General features: G+C 63.3%; 11 protein-coding genes. All 11 read right to left on the bottom strand.

Annotated features, from left to right (window positions below):
- Positions 1 to 364: 364 nt before the first annotated feature.
- The 11 genes from tagQ to tssJ all read right to left on the bottom strand — a co-directional run bounded on the left by tagQ (position 365) and on the right by tssJ (position 16096).
- Entirely contained in the window at positions 365 to 1294 is a 930-nt protein-coding gene (tagQ, locus tag AC1DQM_RS09755) for a type VI secretion system-associated lipoprotein TagQ (protein ID WP_019650067.1), read from the bottom strand.
- 84 nt (positions 1295 to 1378) lie between these two features.
- A complete protein-coding gene (locus AC1DQM_RS09750) occupies positions 1379 to 3106 on the bottom strand; it encodes a formylglycine-generating enzyme family protein (protein WP_477746089.1) in 1728 nt (575 codons plus the stop codon).
- Entirely contained in the window at positions 3099 to 4295 is a 1197-nt protein-coding gene (locus tag AC1DQM_RS09745) for an ABC transporter permease (protein WP_477746088.1), read from the bottom strand. Before AC1DQM_RS09745 ends, AC1DQM_RS09750 begins: the two co-directional genes overlap by 8 nt.
- On the bottom strand, positions 4295 to 5011 hold the full coding sequence (locus AC1DQM_RS09740) for an ABC transporter ATP-binding protein (RefSeq protein ID WP_018927427.1): 717 nt from the start codon (positions 5009 to 5011) through the stop codon (positions 4295 to 4297). The genes AC1DQM_RS09745 and AC1DQM_RS09740 overlap by 1 nt, the downstream gene beginning before the upstream one ends.
- On the bottom strand, positions 5011 to 8061 hold the full coding sequence (locus AC1DQM_RS09735; RefSeq protein WP_477746087.1) for a serine/threonine-protein kinase: 3051 nt from the start codon (positions 8059 to 8061) through the stop codon (positions 5011 to 5013). The genes AC1DQM_RS09740 and AC1DQM_RS09735 overlap by 1 nt, the downstream gene beginning before the upstream one ends.
- Positions 8058 to 8777 carry a PP2C family protein-serine/threonine phosphatase gene (locus AC1DQM_RS09730; RefSeq protein WP_026286524.1) on the bottom strand — a complete coding sequence of 240 codons (720 nt, stop codon included), beginning with the start codon at positions 8775 to 8777 and terminating at the stop codon, positions 8058 to 8060. Before AC1DQM_RS09730 ends, AC1DQM_RS09735 begins: the two co-directional genes overlap by 4 nt.
- 12 nt (positions 8778 to 8789) lie before the next feature.
- Positions 8790 to 9440 (bottom strand): type VI secretion system-associated protein TagF, encoded by a 651-nt coding sequence (tagF, locus tag AC1DQM_RS09725; protein ID WP_064621130.1) that lies wholly within the window; start codon positions 9438 to 9440, stop codon positions 8790 to 8792.
- The gene (tssM, locus tag AC1DQM_RS09720; RefSeq protein ID WP_064621131.1) at positions 9437 to 12937 is read right to left on the bottom strand and encodes a type VI secretion system membrane subunit TssM; all 3501 of its coding nucleotides are present in this window, start codon (positions 12935 to 12937) and stop codon (positions 9437 to 9439) included. The genes tagF and tssM overlap by 4 nt, the downstream gene beginning before the upstream one ends.
- Positions 12934 to 14232 carry a DotU family type VI secretion system protein gene (locus tag AC1DQM_RS09715; protein ID WP_477746086.1) on the bottom strand — a complete coding sequence of 433 codons (1299 nt, stop codon included), beginning with the start codon at positions 14230 to 14232 and terminating at the stop codon, positions 12934 to 12936. The genes tssM and AC1DQM_RS09715 overlap by 4 nt, the downstream gene beginning before the upstream one ends.
- A gap of 6 nt (positions 14233 to 14238) precedes the next feature.
- Positions 14239 to 15573 carry a type VI secretion system baseplate subunit TssK gene (gene tssK / locus AC1DQM_RS09710; RefSeq protein ID WP_018927421.1) on the bottom strand — a complete coding sequence of 445 codons (1335 nt, stop codon included), beginning with the start codon at positions 15571 to 15573 and terminating at the stop codon, positions 14239 to 14241.
- Positions 15574 to 15589: 16 nt separating this feature from the next.
- Positions 15590 to 16096, bottom strand: a complete 507-nt coding sequence (gene tssJ, locus AC1DQM_RS09705; RefSeq protein ID WP_018927420.1) for a type VI secretion system lipoprotein TssJ — start codon at positions 16094 to 16096, stop codon at positions 15590 to 15592.
- Between the last annotated feature and the right edge of the window lie 53 nt (positions 16097 to 16149).

Genomic DNA, 16149 nt, shown 5'->3' with positions numbered 1-16149 from the left:
ACATATTCTGTTCGCCTCAAATTTCTTACAAAAGTATCGGAAGCCCTTCGCGCGTTGCTGACGCAACATTCTGAAACGCGGAAAACTCTGACGTACTTTCTGGAGGCGTCCGACATCATTCTTTTGTTCGCTTGTAAGCGTGTCGGGTAGTTTGCGCTTGCTCCAACTCGGCATCCCCTACGGAGGCTGGCAGGGATGTAAATTGGCGTTGAGCAGAATGGCGGACAATCCGCAGTTGCTGGTGAAGCGAGCGCTGGATCATTTGCCAGCGCAGGAGATGGCGGCGCATGGCGCCCAGGCGTAGCCAGTACAGATCATTCCCACGCAGCGCGCGGGAATGATCAAAGCCCTACAGAAAGCTCAATCAAACATTCGGGCAAGGTACCGGTGCCCAGTCGCCCAGGTCCGGGTTCTTGCACATGCTGTTGACCTGAGTGGTGCCTGCGCTGGCGACTTGCTTGCTTTCCGCCTGTTTGGCTTGTGCGGTTTGCAGGGTTTTCTCGGTGGTGACCGCTTCTTTCGGCACGGTTGGCAGCACCGGTTTTTTCGCCGGTTTCACCGCTTTTTTGCTCTTGGTCGGGGTCACGACCGGTGTGGTGTCGGCGGTCGCCACGGTGACCACGTCAGTGCGCTGCACGCCTACTTGCTGCAGGTCTTTTTCGTAGGCCTGGGTGTAGTTGTTCAGGTCTTCGCTGGCTTTACCGTTCACCGCGACGATCAGGTCGTTGGACTCTTTGAGGCCGGCGACGATTTCTGCCAGGCGCTTGCGGCCCTCGGTGTCGCTGACGGTCTTGGCCTTGCGGTCGGCGACCAGTTTGGTGAACGCGCTCTGGTAGCACTGTTGCGAAGCCTTGGCGTACGCGGTGCTGCGGTCGATGTCGGCGGCGCTTTTGTTGACGTCGGAGGCGTAGGACGCGATGCGCTGGTTGTCATCGGCGATCTGCTTCTGACGCTCGTTGTAGTAACCGACCGCGCCGCCCGCCAGGGCACCGCCTGCTGCACCGATGGCGGCGTTGCGGCCACGGTTCTCGGAATCGGTCAGGGCGCCCAACAGTGCACCGCCGACAGCGCCGACCGCCGCACCGGTAACCACCGACTTGGTCATGTTCGAATCGGTGGCGCGCAGGTGCTGCACCGGCTCGTAGCAGTTCGGGTAGTACTCGACCTTGGTGCTCGAGGCGACCTTGGACGTCGGCGACGTAGCGCAACCGGTCAGTACGGTGCTGAAGCCAACAGCGATCAGCAGCAAGTGACGCTTGGAAACCGAAGCAAAAGCTTTACGGGAGGAAAGCATAGTTGTGTTCTCGTTTAAGTTTGACCAGCTCAGCACGGCCCATCGCCGCCTGAGTCCCTTCCAAGCTCGCTGTACAACGAACGATCAAGACCGCTGAGCGTTCGATGCGAGCAATTCCTTCAATATCGCCGCCGGGTCGGCTCGTCGTTGCTGACGATAATCACCGACATGGCGAACGAATAACGTCGCGCGCGTCACCAGGCTCTTGCCCAGTACCGGCTTGCGCTCCAACTCTTCCTTGATGCGTTGAAACTGCGCCTGGATCACGGCATCGGTGTAGCGCGTGCCAGTCGCCAGGTTGTCGATGTAGATCGCCACCGCGCCGTCCAGCGCGCTGCGGCCGTTGTCGATGGCCATGGCGAACAGCTTGGCGCTGGCCTCGTCCTTGGCGTCCACGGCCTGCTGGCGACTCTTCTGCAAATTGGTCAGGCGAATGTTGTAGTTGTTGACGGTCTCGGCCACCAGGGCCGCCGACTGGATCAGGTTGCCGGCCGCTTCCTCGCGCTGTTGGGCGATGAGCGAGACGTTGCGCTTGAGCTCTTCGTTGACCAGCCCCAACTCGGCTTGCAAACGCGGATCGACGCTGGCGGCAATGATGCTGTCCAGGCGTTTGGTCGGGTCCTGGGCGTCATCGATGGCATCGGTCAGCGAAGCCAGCCGACCTTCTTTCTGCCATTGGGCAAACAGTTCCTTGTAGCGCGAACGGGGCGCCGACAACGCGCCAACCGCGACCCGGAAGCCGGTGGTTTCGTTGTTTTGCTCGGTGCCGTCGGCGGCGAACAGCGGGTACTCGCGGCGCATCCCGGTGAACAAGGTGCCCTCGCCTTCCAGGTAATTGCCGCCCTTGACCACGAAGCCGCCGTAGGTGCCCTGGCGGCGTCCGGCGTGCACCAGCTGGAAGGACTCCTGGACCATTTCGGCGGCGTTGCCGATCACGTCGAACAAGCCAATGGGGTTTGCCAGTTTGGTACCGATCGGCATCAACCGCGCGGCCTGACCGGTGCCGCCGGCGACCTGATTGAAGACCGCCCAATCGGCCAGCGGTCCGTCGCTTTCGCTGCCGTCCAGGCGCCGGGGAAACAGGCGCCCTTCCAGGTCCTGACGGCTGACGGCCTGCCCGCCACGGGCAGCAAATTCCCATTCGACTTCGGTCGGCAAGCGCACAAAACCCAGCCCGCCCTCCTCTGCCGAGGTGCCGCGACCGCTCACCGGCAGCAGGTCCTTGTGGTATTTCATCAGCCAGGCGCTGTACACCGCCGAGAAGCGTTCCGCCTCGAATCGCGACAGCTTCACCTTGGGCAAGCGCCCGGCCATGCCTTGCGGAATTTCAGCCTGCAACGCCTCGCAAGCCGGCGCCGGCTCGCCGCTGGCCAACGATTGCGCCTGGGCCATGACCTGCGCGTATTGGCGGGCGGTGACTTCGTATTTGCCAATGAAATAGAGCATCGGTTTGAGCGGGGTGTTGGCGTCGGTCTTGGGCATCAACGGGGTGATGCTTTTACTCCAGTCCTTGGGCAGATCCTTGAGGGTGAACTGGCCATTGATGAAGTCCCGGCGATAACCGGAAATGAACGACTGCTGATAGCCGGCCTCGCCTTCGCTGAACGGGTAACCGAGGCTGATCTCGCGGTCGTCCAGACTGCCCTGGGCCAGGATGTAGACGTAACGGAACACCATCTGCCCTTCGCACGGCAGCGGCAGGCTGACGTCATCGGGCAACGGCTTGGGGTTGTCCAGTTTGTCGATGCCTTCATCGGCCCAGACCATGCCGGCCAGGCTCAGCGCCATAGCGGCGCCCAGTAACTTATACATCTCGGATTCCTTCACACGCCTGGATACGCGCCACTCGCCAGCCACCACAAACCGCCGCCACGGCGCTGACGCCGAGCACGGCCGCCAGGGCCAACGCGTAGTGACGCGCCAGCAGATGGCTGGCGTACTCGCCCGGCATCTGCGCAAATAAATGGTTCAGGCCCGATTGCGCCAGGCCATACAGCCCGGCACTCAACAGGGCGGCAAGGCCGGCGCTGTACAGCGCCTGCACCACCACAAACAACAGCAACGCCGCCGTGGAAAACCCCAGCAAGCGCAGCACCGATAACGCTCGACGCTTGCGCTCGACCGCAGCCAGCGCCCCGGCAAAAATCGCCGCGAACGCTCCCGCCACGGCCAATCCGGCGATGATCCAGAACACGATCGACAGGTTGCGGCTCAGCGATTGCACTTGGGCGATGGCCTGGGCCTGGGTCGAGACCAGCAGGTTCTGTGCAGCGAAGTATTGGCGCAGCGGTTCGACATCCTGGAGGCTGCGGGCGTACAGGCGAAACGCCGGATATACCCGCTGCTCCGTCGCACCCACCGCATCACCTGGCCAATCGAACGCAGGCACGGCGCGGCCGTCCCGGTAATCTTCAGCCGCTTCCAGTAACGTCAACGGCGCGAACAATCCGTCCCGGGCGAAGGCTTCCAGTGGCAGAACCTGCAGCACCTGAACGCGAGTGCGCTGCGCCTCGCCACGACCGGCCACCTGCCGGCCAAAACCGGCCTGTAACCAATCACCGGCCTTGGCCCCAAGCTTTTCGGCGGCGGTCTGGCTGAGCAGCACCTGATCCAGCCCTTGGGGTACCGGCAGACTGCCGAGCAACGGATCGTTGGTGGCGGTGGGGATCATTTCCACAGTCACCGTCGAAGCGCCAGCGGTCAGATCCGCTGTCGCGGCAATCTGCCGGGTGCGCGGCAAGGCGAACGACACGTCGCTGCGCTGGCTCAACTGCTCGATAAACGCGGCACTGAACCGGCCGCCACCCAGGGGGATGATCTCCCGGGTGGCCGGGTCGTTTTCCAGGCGCTCGGTCAAACTGCTGACCAGGCCGAATTTCAAACCGAACAGCACCAGCAGCGGTGCGATCACCGCCACCAGCGCCAATACCGAGCAGGCCGACAGCCAGGCATCGTTGCGGTAATCCTGCCAGGCCAGGGAAGCCACCAGCGCGCCGCGCATCAGCAGGCCTCCCCAAGGGTGGCGGTGACACCGCCATCGACGTCGCGATGACAACTGATGCGTCGCACCTGCAAACCGCTGGCGCGGGCCAGTGACTCGTCGTGGGTGGCAACGACGCAGCACACCCTGTGTTCACGAGCCTGGGTCACCAGTAACTGCATCACGCGTTCCGCATTCAGCGGATCGAGGGCAGCGGTCGGTTCATCGGCCAACAGCAGGCGCGGCCCATGGGCCAGGGCGCGGGCACAACTCACCCGTTGCCGTTGGCCGACGGACAAGTCGCACGGTCTTTTGCCCAGTTGATCGGTGATATCCAACGCCCCGGCCAGGCGATCCACGCTGCCGTCGTCTTTCAAGCCGAGCAGTTGGCGCGACAGGTCGATGTTGCCGCGCACGTCCAGAAAATCCAGCAGGCCACCGGTTTGCAGCACGTAGCCCAAGTGCCGGCTGCGCAGGTTCGCCAAGGCACTTTGCGCATCTGCGCGCCACAGCCCGGCAATGTCCGTCGTGGTTTGGCCGGACGCAAAATCAAACTGCCCGGCCTGATCCGGCGCCAGCACCAGCGCCAGCAAATCGAGCAACGTGCTTTTGCCGCAGCCACTGGGACCGACCACCGCCAGTTGTTCACCGGCACGCAGTTGCAGCCGTGGAATCACCAGGCTGTAGCGCTGGCTGCCGGCGCCCCGGCTTTTGTGCACTGCGCTCATGTTCAGCATCACGGCAGCGTCGACAATGGAACGCGGTACAAGGCATCACCCGGTTCGGCATCGCCGAAACGCACCCAGTTGGCCAGGTCGTTGTGGAAGGTTTCGTAGAGGCGGATTTTCGAGTCCAGCTCGTCGATAAAGTCCTCCTGCTCGGCCACGCTCAGGGAAAGCCACAAATCCTGGGTCATGTTCAGCGACTTGCTGCGATAAGGCAGTCCTTCCAGGTACTCCCCCAAAACCCCGCCATCGGCCAGATTGCCGCCCTTGCGCAAGGCCGAGGGATCTCGGCTCATGTAGGCACTGGCACTGGCGATTTCCTGGAAGAAATTCTTCGGTGAGGTCTGGGTCTTGCGGGCGGCGTCAACGATCAGTTTCAGCGATTGCTGCAAGTCGTTGAGCTGCAGTTTGGTCAGCATCACGCACACTTGGAACGCCGGCAGGGCCGGGTTGGTCAGGTCGCGGTCGGCGGTCCAGGCGCTGACCAGTTGCGGCGCCTGGCTGGCGGCTTTTCGCCCCAGGAAGTCCATGTGCATCGCGTAGCCGATGGCCGCCGATTTGTCGGCCAGGCTCGGCGCGGCGCTCAGCAGCGGCACGGTTTGCGACTTGTTGCTGCGCACCTGATGCACCAGGTCGGCAAACACCGAACCGATCTCGTCCACCCGTTCACCGAACTTGCGCACATCGGCGCCCGGCACCGGGATGTACAGATCGCCGATCTGCGGGTTGGCGTCGGCGGTCAGGGTTCGATACTGACTTTGCGCACCGCCATGGGTTTTCTTGCCGGCATCGCTGAGCAGGTGCAAGGCGTAGATTTTGATCTGTTTGCCCAATGCGGCCTGACGCACTTCGGCCTCGTTCATTTGCGTGGCGGCATACGGGTCGTTCTTGCGCAACGCACCGGCATCGGTGACCAACAGAATCAAGCGTCCGCCATAACCGGACCAGTCCATGCCCTCGACCGCTTCCATCACGCCGGCAAACGCATCTTCGTTGAACGAATGGCTCGAGACCGTGGACGCCTTGACCTGCCGCGCCAGGTCCATGAAGCGCTGTGGGTCGCGGCCCTGGTCCAGGGTGATCAAGGTTTTGGCGACGTATTCCAGGCCCGGGGTTTTCTGGATGCTGTTTCGAAACCCCACCAGGCCAAAGCTGACACTGTCCAGCTCGCCCCGCTCGGCGATGCGGGTTTGCAGTTGGTGCACCACGTCGCGGACCTGATCGATGTAGGGCTGCATGGACACCGTGGTGTCGACGACCAACACCACAGCGGTGCGAAATGCATCGGCATTGGCGGCGCTGATCGGAGTGTTGCCGACAGTGGCCTTCGGTGCATTGCCGGGGTCGATGGACGCCACGTTCAGCAACTGCACCGGCTGGCCGTTTTCATCGAAGCTCTCGCGCGAATCAAAAATCGGCAACAGATAAAACTGGTTCTGCGGCACCGCGCTGGCGGCCGGTTCCAGGGCCAGCACCTGCTGATTGTCTTCACGGTTCTGCTGGGCCTTGAGCAACAGGTTTTTTGCAGCCGACGGATCGGCCAGCAGCCGCTCCACTTCGCCGGGCTGACGCAGGAACATCACCGGCGCACGACCGGAGCGTTCGGTGAACTTGAGCACCAGGCTTTGCTTCCAGTCGCTGACTTGTTCGGCTGGCAACCAGCCGTCACTGCGCCCGTCGGTGGCGGCGCCGACGCGTAGCCACGGGCTGCCGGCCACCTCTTGGCGCTGATAGACGTACAGCACGGAAAACGCCGGCAAGGCCTTGTCAGGTGCTGCCCCCGGTTCACTGGCGAGTTTCGCTCCCGGCTTGCTGAGCACCCGCTGGAACAAGGTTTTTTTGCCGGCCATCAGCAGCGGGCGCTGACCGTTATCGACTTCTGTCGCCACAGGGGGGTTCACCGGTGGCGCCACGGCTGGCGGCGGTGTTTTGACTGGAGGCACTGAAGGCACTGAAGGCACTGAAGCCACTGGCGCCTTGGCGTCCGCTTCGACGTCACCGGACAGCCACCAATAACCCGCGCCGCCCAAGGCCAGCACCACGGCTACCGCAACAGCGGCAAGCGCGAACACCGGTCCCTTGCGCTGCTCCGAGGCCGGGGATTGCGGCGTCGACTTCGCCGTCGGCGCAACAGGCTTGGCTTGGGGTTGTGGCTGTGCAGGGCTCGTCGGAATGTCGATAGACACCGGCGTCAGTCCCGCCAGGTCATTGCCCACCGGAAGGGGCAACGGCCGGATCGTGGTCGCTTCAACCGATTCCCCGGGCAGATTATCCAGCGCCTGCAACAACGCCTTTGCATCCGGGAAACGCTCGGCCGGATCCTTGGCCAACAGCTTGCGCAGCACCTCTTGATAACGACCGTGGTGCACCGGCAGCTCCGGCAGCGGTTCGGTCAAATGCGCCAGGGCCGTAGAGAGCGCGTCGTTGCCGGTGTACGGCAGTTTGCCGACGAGGATTTCGTAGAGCACCACGCCCAGGGCATAAAGATCGGCCCGGCCGTCAATGTCCTGGCCGCGCGCCTGTTCCGGGCTCATGTAGCTGGGCGTGCCGACGGCGAAACCCGCTTGGGTGAACTGGGTGCGGTCGTCCAGCGACTTGGCGATGCCGAAGTCCGAGAGCACCGCTGTGCCATCGGCGCGGAACAGAATGTTCGCCGGTTTGACGTCGCGATGAACCAGCCCCAGACCATGGGCATAGCCCAGCGCCGAGGCGATCTGGCGGATGTAGATCAGGCCCTGCTCCGGCGTCAGGCCGGCGGCAATGCGCTCCTTGAGCGTACCGTTGGGCAGGTACTCCATGGCCATGTAATACAGCTCACCGACATTGCCGATGTCATGGATGGTGACCGTATGCGGGTGAGACAGGCGCGCCAGGGTTTTGCCTTCGCGCAGGAAGCGCTCGCAGAAACTCGGATCGGCTGCCAGCGCGGCGGCCATGACCTTCAACGCCACCTTGCGCTCCAGCGAGCGTTGGGTCGCCAGGTAAACGCTGGCCATGGCGCCCTCACCGATCTCACCGTCGATGTCGTAGCCCGGGATCAGAATGTTCGCGGTGAGGTTCATGAAGGCACCTTCACGACGATGACGGTGATGTTGTCCGGAGCGCCGCGCATCAGGCCCAGGGACACCAGGCTGCTGGCGATTTCCCCTGGCTCGTCGTGGCCCAGCACCTCGCGGATCTCATGATCTTCAACGGTTTTGTTCAGCCCGTCGCTGCACAACAGGTAACTGTCGCCGGGCTTCAACAGCAACTCGACCATCGCCAGCTCCAGCTGTGCCTGGACCCCGATGGCGCGGGTGACAATATTGGACCGCGGGTGCACCCGGGCTTCGGCTTCACTGAGCAGGCCGCTGTCCTGCAGATCCTGGACGTAACTGTGATCCCGCGAGATGCGTTTGAGTCGGCCGTCACGCAGGCGATACAAGCGGCTGTCGCCCGCCCACAGACACACCCCACGCAAGTCACGCGCCGCCAGCGCCACCACCGTGCTGCCCATCATGGTCACGCCGCGGTTGGCGGTTTCTTCACGCACGGCGGCGTTGACCCGCAGCAGGTCGGTTTTCAACGCCGCGACGTATTCATCCAGCGAACGGCCCACAGCAATGCTACGCAGACTGTCGACAATCAGACTGCTGACGTAGTCGCCCGCCGCGTGCCCGCCCATGCCGTCGGCGACCACCCACAGGCCTTTTTGCGGCAGGTCCAGGCAAGCGTCTTCGTTAACCTGGCGGACCATGCCGACATGGCTTTTGCTTGCAGACTTGAGGGTCCTTCCCACGTTTGAACACATCTACACAACACCTTCTTGGCCGAGCAAAAATTGCGCAAAATCAGCGGCGGCCGGCAGGCCCTGGCACCGCAACAAACCGGGGGCGATGCGCTCCGAACCCTGGCCCCACCACACACTGGCCCCTTCGCAGGCCTGTTCGGCGAGGGCGATCATTCGCGCCTGCGGATCAGTGACATCAAAGCGGTGCAAACCGGCAAAACGGCCGCTCGGGGTGCGTCGCAGATAAGCCGGGCTGCCCAGCGCCTCCAGTCCTGCACCGAAGGCCTCGAAGCTTGCCTCCACGTTCAAGGTGCTCAACAGCAATTGCTCGACCTGTTCAAACCAGATATCCGAACCGCCTATCACCGACGCAGGATCAGCGTCGTGATCCAGCAGCACCGCGACGGTCAGCGGAAAATACCGGCCAACCCGATCAATGCTCGGCATCACCACCCCCACGGCGGCCTGCGGCCCACACACACCGGGCGCAACCATAAAGCGCCACAGCGGACTGACCAGATAGGCATTCAGCCAACGGTCGCCAAGGCTCTGGCTGGCGAGCAACCCCGCTGCCAGCCACGAATCCCAAGGGCCGATAAAACTCTGCGGCAAACCACGGCTGACAAAGTCCCCGCGACTGGCCAACTTTCCATAGAAGCCCGGCGTGCTCATAAGCGCTCCGGCAGGCTGAAACCGCTGAGCACACGGCTCTTGAACGGGTTGAAGGCGCTGTTGGCCCGTAGCTCATAAGAGGCGCTGGCGCCATCGACCCGCAACCGCAGGTTGAAGCGGTCCGGCGAGTTGCCGGCGGTCAGGTCCGATTGCTCGAGCAGGCGGAACCAGGCCCAGGGCCCGTCCAGGGTGATGCCGGACCGACCGCTGGCCGTGGGCGGCATGATCGAGATCCGCACCACGCCGATGCTGCCGGGGTTGGGCCATTGCATCGCGGTCGGACGGCTAGGTCCGTGGTCGTAGCTCAATTGCTGGCCGTCGAGGTCGAGCAAAAACTGGGTGATGGTGGAATCCATGGCCACGGGCTTGAGTTCGAAGCGCACCATCGGCTGGGTACCGCCGGAACGGAAAAACGCATCCCGGATGGTCGCTGCCCGCTGGAAGGTTTGCAGCACGCCCGGGGCGATGCCGAGCTTCTGCGCGGCGCCCGGTTGCCAGCGCCAGGCCTGGGTCGAGGTATCCACGTAGGGCTGCAGGTATTTACGGAAGTAGTTGTCCATTACCCCGCCCACGCCGAAGAACTGACCGAAGTCGTCGAGGGTCGCGTCCCGTGCACTGCCTGGCGACATCGGATAACGCCCGGCCAGGGACTGGCGATAGATGTTCACCACTTCGCTGGTCCAGGCCGCGTTCAGTTGATTGCGTACTCCACCCATCATGCTGTTGGTGGTGGAGTTGACCACCGACTTGACCAGGCCCTGCACCAACGCCGGTTGACGCTCGGCGTTGAGGCTGACCCGCGTCGCCGCCGCTGCGGCCTGGTTCTTGGCTTCGCCAAGCAAGGCGTCGCCGCTGGCACCGACCATGGCGCTGACCTGCACATACAGGGCGTTCATGTCGGCCAGCAGGCCGTCGATGGCTGCCGGCTCGCCTTCGTTCTTGCTGACGATGCGGTTGAGTTCGGCAAAATGCGCGGTGACTGGATCGTCACTGGCCTCAGGCGTGTTTTGCATCGCCTGCTCCTGGCCGAGCAAAGTGCCCAAGCGCTCTTTGAGCTTGTCGACCCCGCCCTCCACCGGCGCGCCCTTGGCGGCCAGCACGCGTTCTTCCTGTTGCAGGTCGGTTTCCTTCGCCACCGCCACCAGCAGTTTTTTCAACGGCGAAGTCGGCCCGGAAATCACCCGCAGCACATCGGCGGCCTGGGCCACGCTGGTGATCGGCACGAAGTCGATATCAGCCAACAAGGCGTCCCACTGGCGCTGGTAATCCTGGAAATACAAACGGCGTACATCGGCAGCCAGGCTGGCGACGTTCTGTTGTTCTGCCTGATCGCGACCGAGCACCCACTGCTCCTCGGCCAGGGTGCCGGTCTGGTTCAGGCTGGTGAGCAAAAACCCTTGGCGGTAACCCTTGGCCGTGAAGAAGCCACTCAAGGGGTCGCCCAGCGGCTTGCCGCTCTTGCGGCTGAACACCAGCGCAGCATCGCGCCCGGCCGCTTCGTTAAGACGAAAGTCCGCAATGCCGTCCGGCAGCTTCTGCCGTTTGATCCGGTCGTAGACACGCTGGGCCACCGGCAGCTGTTGCAACTGCCGGCGTAAATCGTCGATCAGGCGTGGGTCGAGACGCGCAGTGGGCGGATGGCGTTCGAACAGCGCCTGCAAGTGCTCACCGAGGGCTACGCGCTGCTCGGCCGGCAAGTCGCGCGGCAGGCTGCGGTCCCAGTCCAGGGCGATCCACGCCTTGATGAAATCAGCATCGTAATGCTCACTGTCGGCGAGCATCAGGTAGGCCTTCAAGCCTTCGTAAAGGAAGTCCGAATTGCCGCCGCCGTGCAGTTGCTCCTCGATACGCGTGAGCAAGCGCGGCGCGAAGACCGCGATCAACAGCTTGCGATAAACGCTGCCGGACTCGGCTTCAAGCATGTCGCCCTGATACAGACCCAGGCCTTCGGCCCAGTTCGGCGCATCATCGGCCAAGTGCTTCACTGCGTTGAGCAAGGGCAACACGGCGAGCACGTCCCGCTGGGCCGGGCTGAGGTTCTGCACGGCCTGGCCCAGGGGCACGACTTTCTGATCGACTTGCGCGATATACGCCTGATTGGCGCGGTAGCTGACCCACCACAAGGTCCCGACCACCAGCACCAAGGCTACGGTCGAGGCCAGCACGCCCTGGGCGATCCACTTGCGTCGACGTTCGACTTTCGGATTGACACCCACCAGCCCACGCTCGGCAAAGGCCACGGCGCTGAAGAGCTTTTCGATGAAGTAACTGCGCCCGGTGCCGTTCTGGCGCACCAGGTGCTGGCGGTCCAGGTTCATGCTCTGGGCCATGGAGCCGATCAGCCGGTCAATCGGGCTGCCTTCCTGGGTGCCGCTGGTGAAATACACCCCGCGCAACAGCGCCCGCTCTTCAAAGGCGTTGGGTTTGAACACGCCCTCAAGGAAGCTTTGCAGGCAATCCTTCAACGCGCCGAACTGCTGTGGAAAACCGTAGATCAGATCGCGCCGCGCCGGGTCGCGTTCCTGCTGCAAGCGCTCCACCAGCCGATCATTCAGGCGTTGCTCCAGACCGGCGAATTCGCTTTGCAGATGGGCCAGCGGGCTGTCATTGCTTTTGCCGTCATCCAGAGCGAAGGTCATGCCCCAGACCTGGGCTCGCTCTTCCTTGCTCAGGGTGTCGAAATACTCCATGAACCCAGGCACCAGATCGAGCTTGGTCAGCATCAGGTAGATCGGGAAGCGCACGCCCAGTTGGGTGTACAGCTCCTGAATGCGCAGGCGTATCGCAGCGGCATGGGCGGCGCGTTCGGCATCGCTGCCCAGCAACAGGTCGGAGAGGCTGATGGCGATAAATGCACCGTCGATCGGGCGACGGGCCCGCTGTTTTTTCAACAGCCCCAGAAAGCCCAGCCATGCTGCCTTGTCGACCGTCGCGTCGCTGTCCTGAGTGGTGTAGCGGCCTGCGGTGTCGAGCAGCACAGCCTGGTCGGTAAACCACCAATCACAATTACGCGTACCGCCGACGCCGCGCACCGCACCGGCGCCCAACTGCGCGGCCAACGGAAAATGCAGACCGGAGTTGACCAGCGCCGTGGTCTTGCCCGAACCCGGCGGGCCGATGATCACGTACCACGGCAATTCGTAGAGATTGCGTCGTTCGTCGCCGCCCAGCTTGGCTTTCTTCAACAGCGTCAGGGCTTCGTCCATACGTTGACGCAGGGTTTCGAGCTCTTCGGCCGTAGCGATGCTGGTCGGGTCCGGCGGGGTTTGCGCCGCCAGACTGCGCATGACTTCGGCGGCCTGACGGCGGGCCTGGATGATGCGAAACACTCGATAGGCGATCCACACCGCGAATACCAGAATGATCAGCGTCCAGCGCCGGCCTTCGGGCACCAGGAGTTCAAGCAGCGGCCCGACAAACCAGATGATCAGGCTCAGGGCAATCAGCCCCAGCAACGGAATGACCCAGCGAGTCATAAAACTGAAAAACGCCTTCACTCGACCCCCTCCGCCAACACTGTGATTTCGACCCGACGATTGCGTGCGCGGCCCTCGGTCGTAGCGTTCGAGGCCAACGGCTCGGTGTCGCTGCGGCCTTCGGCGCTGAAGCGCTCGGGCTGGCCGGTCTTGGCCGAAAGGATTTGCAGCACCGAAGTGGCCCGCGCCTCGGACAACGCCCAGTTCGATGGAAACCTCAAGGTGGCAATCGGGCGATTGTCACTGTGGCCGGTCACCCGGACCTGGCCCTTGACCTTGCGAATGGCATCGGCGATGCGCAGCATCAGCGGCTGGAAATTGTCGACGATACTGGCGCTGCCCGAGGCGAACAGCTCATCGCCACGGATGGTCACCACTGAACGGTCAACGGCATCTTCCACGGCCACCCGGCCAGCCTTGATTTCATCAGCGAGAAAACCGGCCAAGCGTGGCCGCTCGACCAGTTTCGGCTGCACCACCGGACGGTCGATGGCCTGCACCGGGATCTCGCCCAGCGCATGAATGTTTTTAAACACCGGCTCGGCATCGGCGGCCAGTTTCAAGCGCAGGCCGAACACCAGGGCCAGCAGCAACGCCACACCGATGGCCACCGCGATCCATGGCGGCATGAATTGCGCCAGTCGATCGCGCGCCATGGTCACGCCGCGCCAATGGGGCGACAGTTCACGCTCATATTCGCCACGGGCGCTGCGGATAACCGCACTGGTGCGCTCACGCAACGCCTCCAGTTGGCTGCGACCATCATTCATGACCCGATAACGCCCTTCGAAACCCAGGCACATGCACAGGTACAACAGCTCCAACAGATACAAACGTTCGCGGGGGCTTTGCAGGCAATGTTCCAATAGCTGGAACACCTTCTCGCCGCCCCAGGCCTCGTTGTGCACGGTGATCAGCAGGCTCTGCTTGCCCCAGTCGCCGGTGCCACCCCACGGCGTACTCAACACCGCTTCATCCAGGGCGGTGCACAAGGCGTAACGGGCCAGCAACACATCGTTGCGCACCACGCCGGCGGCCTCGGCGCGCTCCTCGAACTGGCGCAGGTAGGCCAGTAGTTGCGCCCGCAGACTCGCCGGTGCCGGGTGGGCAATGGTGTTGCGCAAGCGGGTCAGCAAAGCCAGCAGCGGGCCCGCGGCGCTCTCCAGGGGGTTGAGACCTTCGGCTTTGCCGGTCAACAGCGGCGCGGCCGGCATCGACAGTGGCGCGGGCTGGGCGCGGCCAGGGTCCGGGCGGGCCGGCTCGGCGCCACGGCCACCGGGGGTCGGCATGAACTGGGTACGATCGTCGTTATTCATCGCGGTTTATCCTCGGATCGCCCAGAAAGCCAGGTTCAACCCCGGGAACTGACCCGCGATGTGGAACGCAAAACCGCCGGAGTTGGCCAGTTGTTGCCAATGCTCGCTGCCCCGGTCGAGTTCGTAATAGGTGGAGCCGGCGTGATAGGGAATCTGCCGTGGCGCCACCGGCAGCGGCAGCAGGCCGATGCCCGGCAATTGCAGGTTGACCATGTCGCGAATGTGTTCCACCGAGCCGATTTTGCTCTGCAGGCCGAAGCGGCTGCGCAGGGTCTCGGCAGGTACATCGGCGCGCACCACCAGAATAAAACTGGCGTTGTCGAGCAGGGTCTTGTCAGCCAGCATGGCCACATGAATGCCATAGGCTTTTTCGACGATCGGAATCGGCGTGGCCTTGCTGTCGATCAGCATCGACAGCGCTTCACGCAGGGCTTGCATCACCGGCGCAAAACTCAGCGCGAGGTCATCATGCTGGTACTGCGGGAATTCCTGCGGTCGCCGCCCGGAAGCGGTAAAAGTCGAGAATTCCCCGGCCAGGCTCACCAACTCGCTGTAGAAGCGCTCGGGATGCAAAGGGCTCAAGTGGCTCAAGTGCTGGATCAACGGCTGAGCACGGTTGACCAGTTGCAGCAGCATGAAGTCGGCAATCTCCGAAGCACCGCCGGCACCGGACGCCACCACCCGCCCAGCGAGCGCTTCTCCGCGTTGATGAAGCAGGCCCAGTAGCTCGTTGCGAAACGCAGCCAAGGGCGTGGAGGCGACCACATCCAGCAGCGGCGGGATGTAAGTGTCATCGAGCACCAAGGCGCGGTCGGCGCGTTTCTCCTTGATTCGCACCAGGCCGATGGCCGCGTAGTCGCTGATGCCATCCCGGGCGACCAATAATCGCAGTGCCCTCGACCCCACGGCCACCGGGGCCTGGTTTTCGAACGGCGCGTTGTCGTCCCGCACTTCGCGCACCTGACTCACATAGCGCGCAGCGCCCAGGGCCTCGCCTTCGTCAACGGTGTCACGCGCGCCGGCGCGCTTGAGCGGCAAGGCCAGGTACACCAAACCATCGCGCAGGTTGTCATCGATATTCAGCGGGCTCGGCGCCAGATCATCCTGGGGAATGTTGAATGGCGTGCCGTCTGGCAACAGGCCCCGCGCCGAGATGATCGCCAGTTTGCCCTGGGCCAGCAGGCCCTGGTCGATCAGCAACTCAGAAAACCCCCAGGCACCGGCCGACAATGGGCGACTCCGGGCGTCGATGAGATTCTCCAGGTAACGGTCATGCTGCTGGAAGTGCTGCGTTCCAATGAACATGCCTTCCGACCAGACCACGCGATTGTTCCAGGACATGGGGGGCTCCGATTGTTTATTGGGCAGGGCTGGATGGGGGAACCGCGACGGCGCTGCGCACGGCTCGCACGTCGAGGCTGATCTGGTATTCGGTGTATTGGCGCGGCGGGACGTTCATTACCGTGCGCCACAGCGACTGATCCAGCTCGCGATACCCCACCAGCACGCCGATATGGCGGGTGGCCGGATCGAGGTCACGCTGCAGACTCAACTGCTGGCCAGGCTGGATCAGCACTTCGTCCTGGTCGATCAGATCCGCACCGAGCGTCGCCTGGGCTCGTTCGGCCAGTGCGAAATAATCGGAACGACCGAAGGTGGCGGCATTCTTCAATTCGAAAATGCGCACCCGGACCGGGGCCGGCTGGCCAGTGGCTCCGGGGTTGAGCCCGGCGATGGCGTGAAAGTGCAACTCGACGGCGGCCGTGTCGGCCTCAGCCTCTTCGGGCTGGGGTTTGGTGGCCTCCTTGGCACACGCGGTCAGCAGAAGCGCGGTGGCGACTGCGAGTAAAAACCTGTGAATCATCCTGCGTCCTCAATGACGTTTCAGCTATCCGTTGTTCCGTTCTTTGCTCTGAA

This window comes from Pseudomonas sp. 01L34, assembly GCF_056400265.1.
Note: the sequence above shows the minus strand (reverse complement) of the source record. Positions and strands in the feature narration are given on the sequence as shown.

What these genes read in the sequence shown, in the direction of transcription:
- tagQ (WP_019650067.1), bottom strand. Translation starts at nt 1,294, where the DNA reads ATGCTTTCCTCCCGTAAAGCTTTTGCTTCGGTTTCCAAGCGTCACTTG.
- AC1DQM_RS09750 (WP_477746089.1), bottom strand. Translation starts at nt 3,106, where the DNA reads ATGTATAAGTTACTGGGCGCCGCTATGGCGCTGAGCCTGGCCGGCATG.
- AC1DQM_RS09745 (WP_477746088.1), bottom strand. Translation starts at nt 4,295, where the DNA reads ATGCGCGGCGCGCTGGTGGCTTCCCTGGCCTGGCAGGATTACCGCAAC.
- AC1DQM_RS09740 (WP_018927427.1), bottom strand. Translation starts at nt 5,011, where the DNA reads ATGCTGAACATGAGCGCAGTGCACAAAAGCCGGGGCGCCGGCAGCCAG.
- AC1DQM_RS09735 (WP_477746087.1), bottom strand. Translation starts at nt 8,061, where the DNA reads ATGAACCTCACCGCGAACATTCTGATCCCGGGCTACGACATCGACGGT.
- tagF (WP_064621130.1), bottom strand. Translation starts at nt 9,440, where the DNA reads ATGAGCACGCCGGGCTTCTATGGAAAGTTGGCCAGTCGCGGGGACTTT.
- AC1DQM_RS09715 (WP_477746086.1), bottom strand. Translation starts at nt 14,232, where the DNA reads ATGAATAACGACGATCGTACCCAGTTCATGCCGACCCCCGGTGGCCGT.
- tssK (WP_018927421.1), bottom strand. Translation starts at nt 15,573, where the DNA reads ATGTCCTGGAACAATCGCGTGGTCTGGTCGGAAGGCATGTTCATTGGA.
- tssJ (WP_018927420.1), bottom strand. Translation starts at nt 16,096, where the DNA reads ATGATTCACAGGTTTTTACTCGCAGTCGCCACCGCGCTTCTGCTGACC.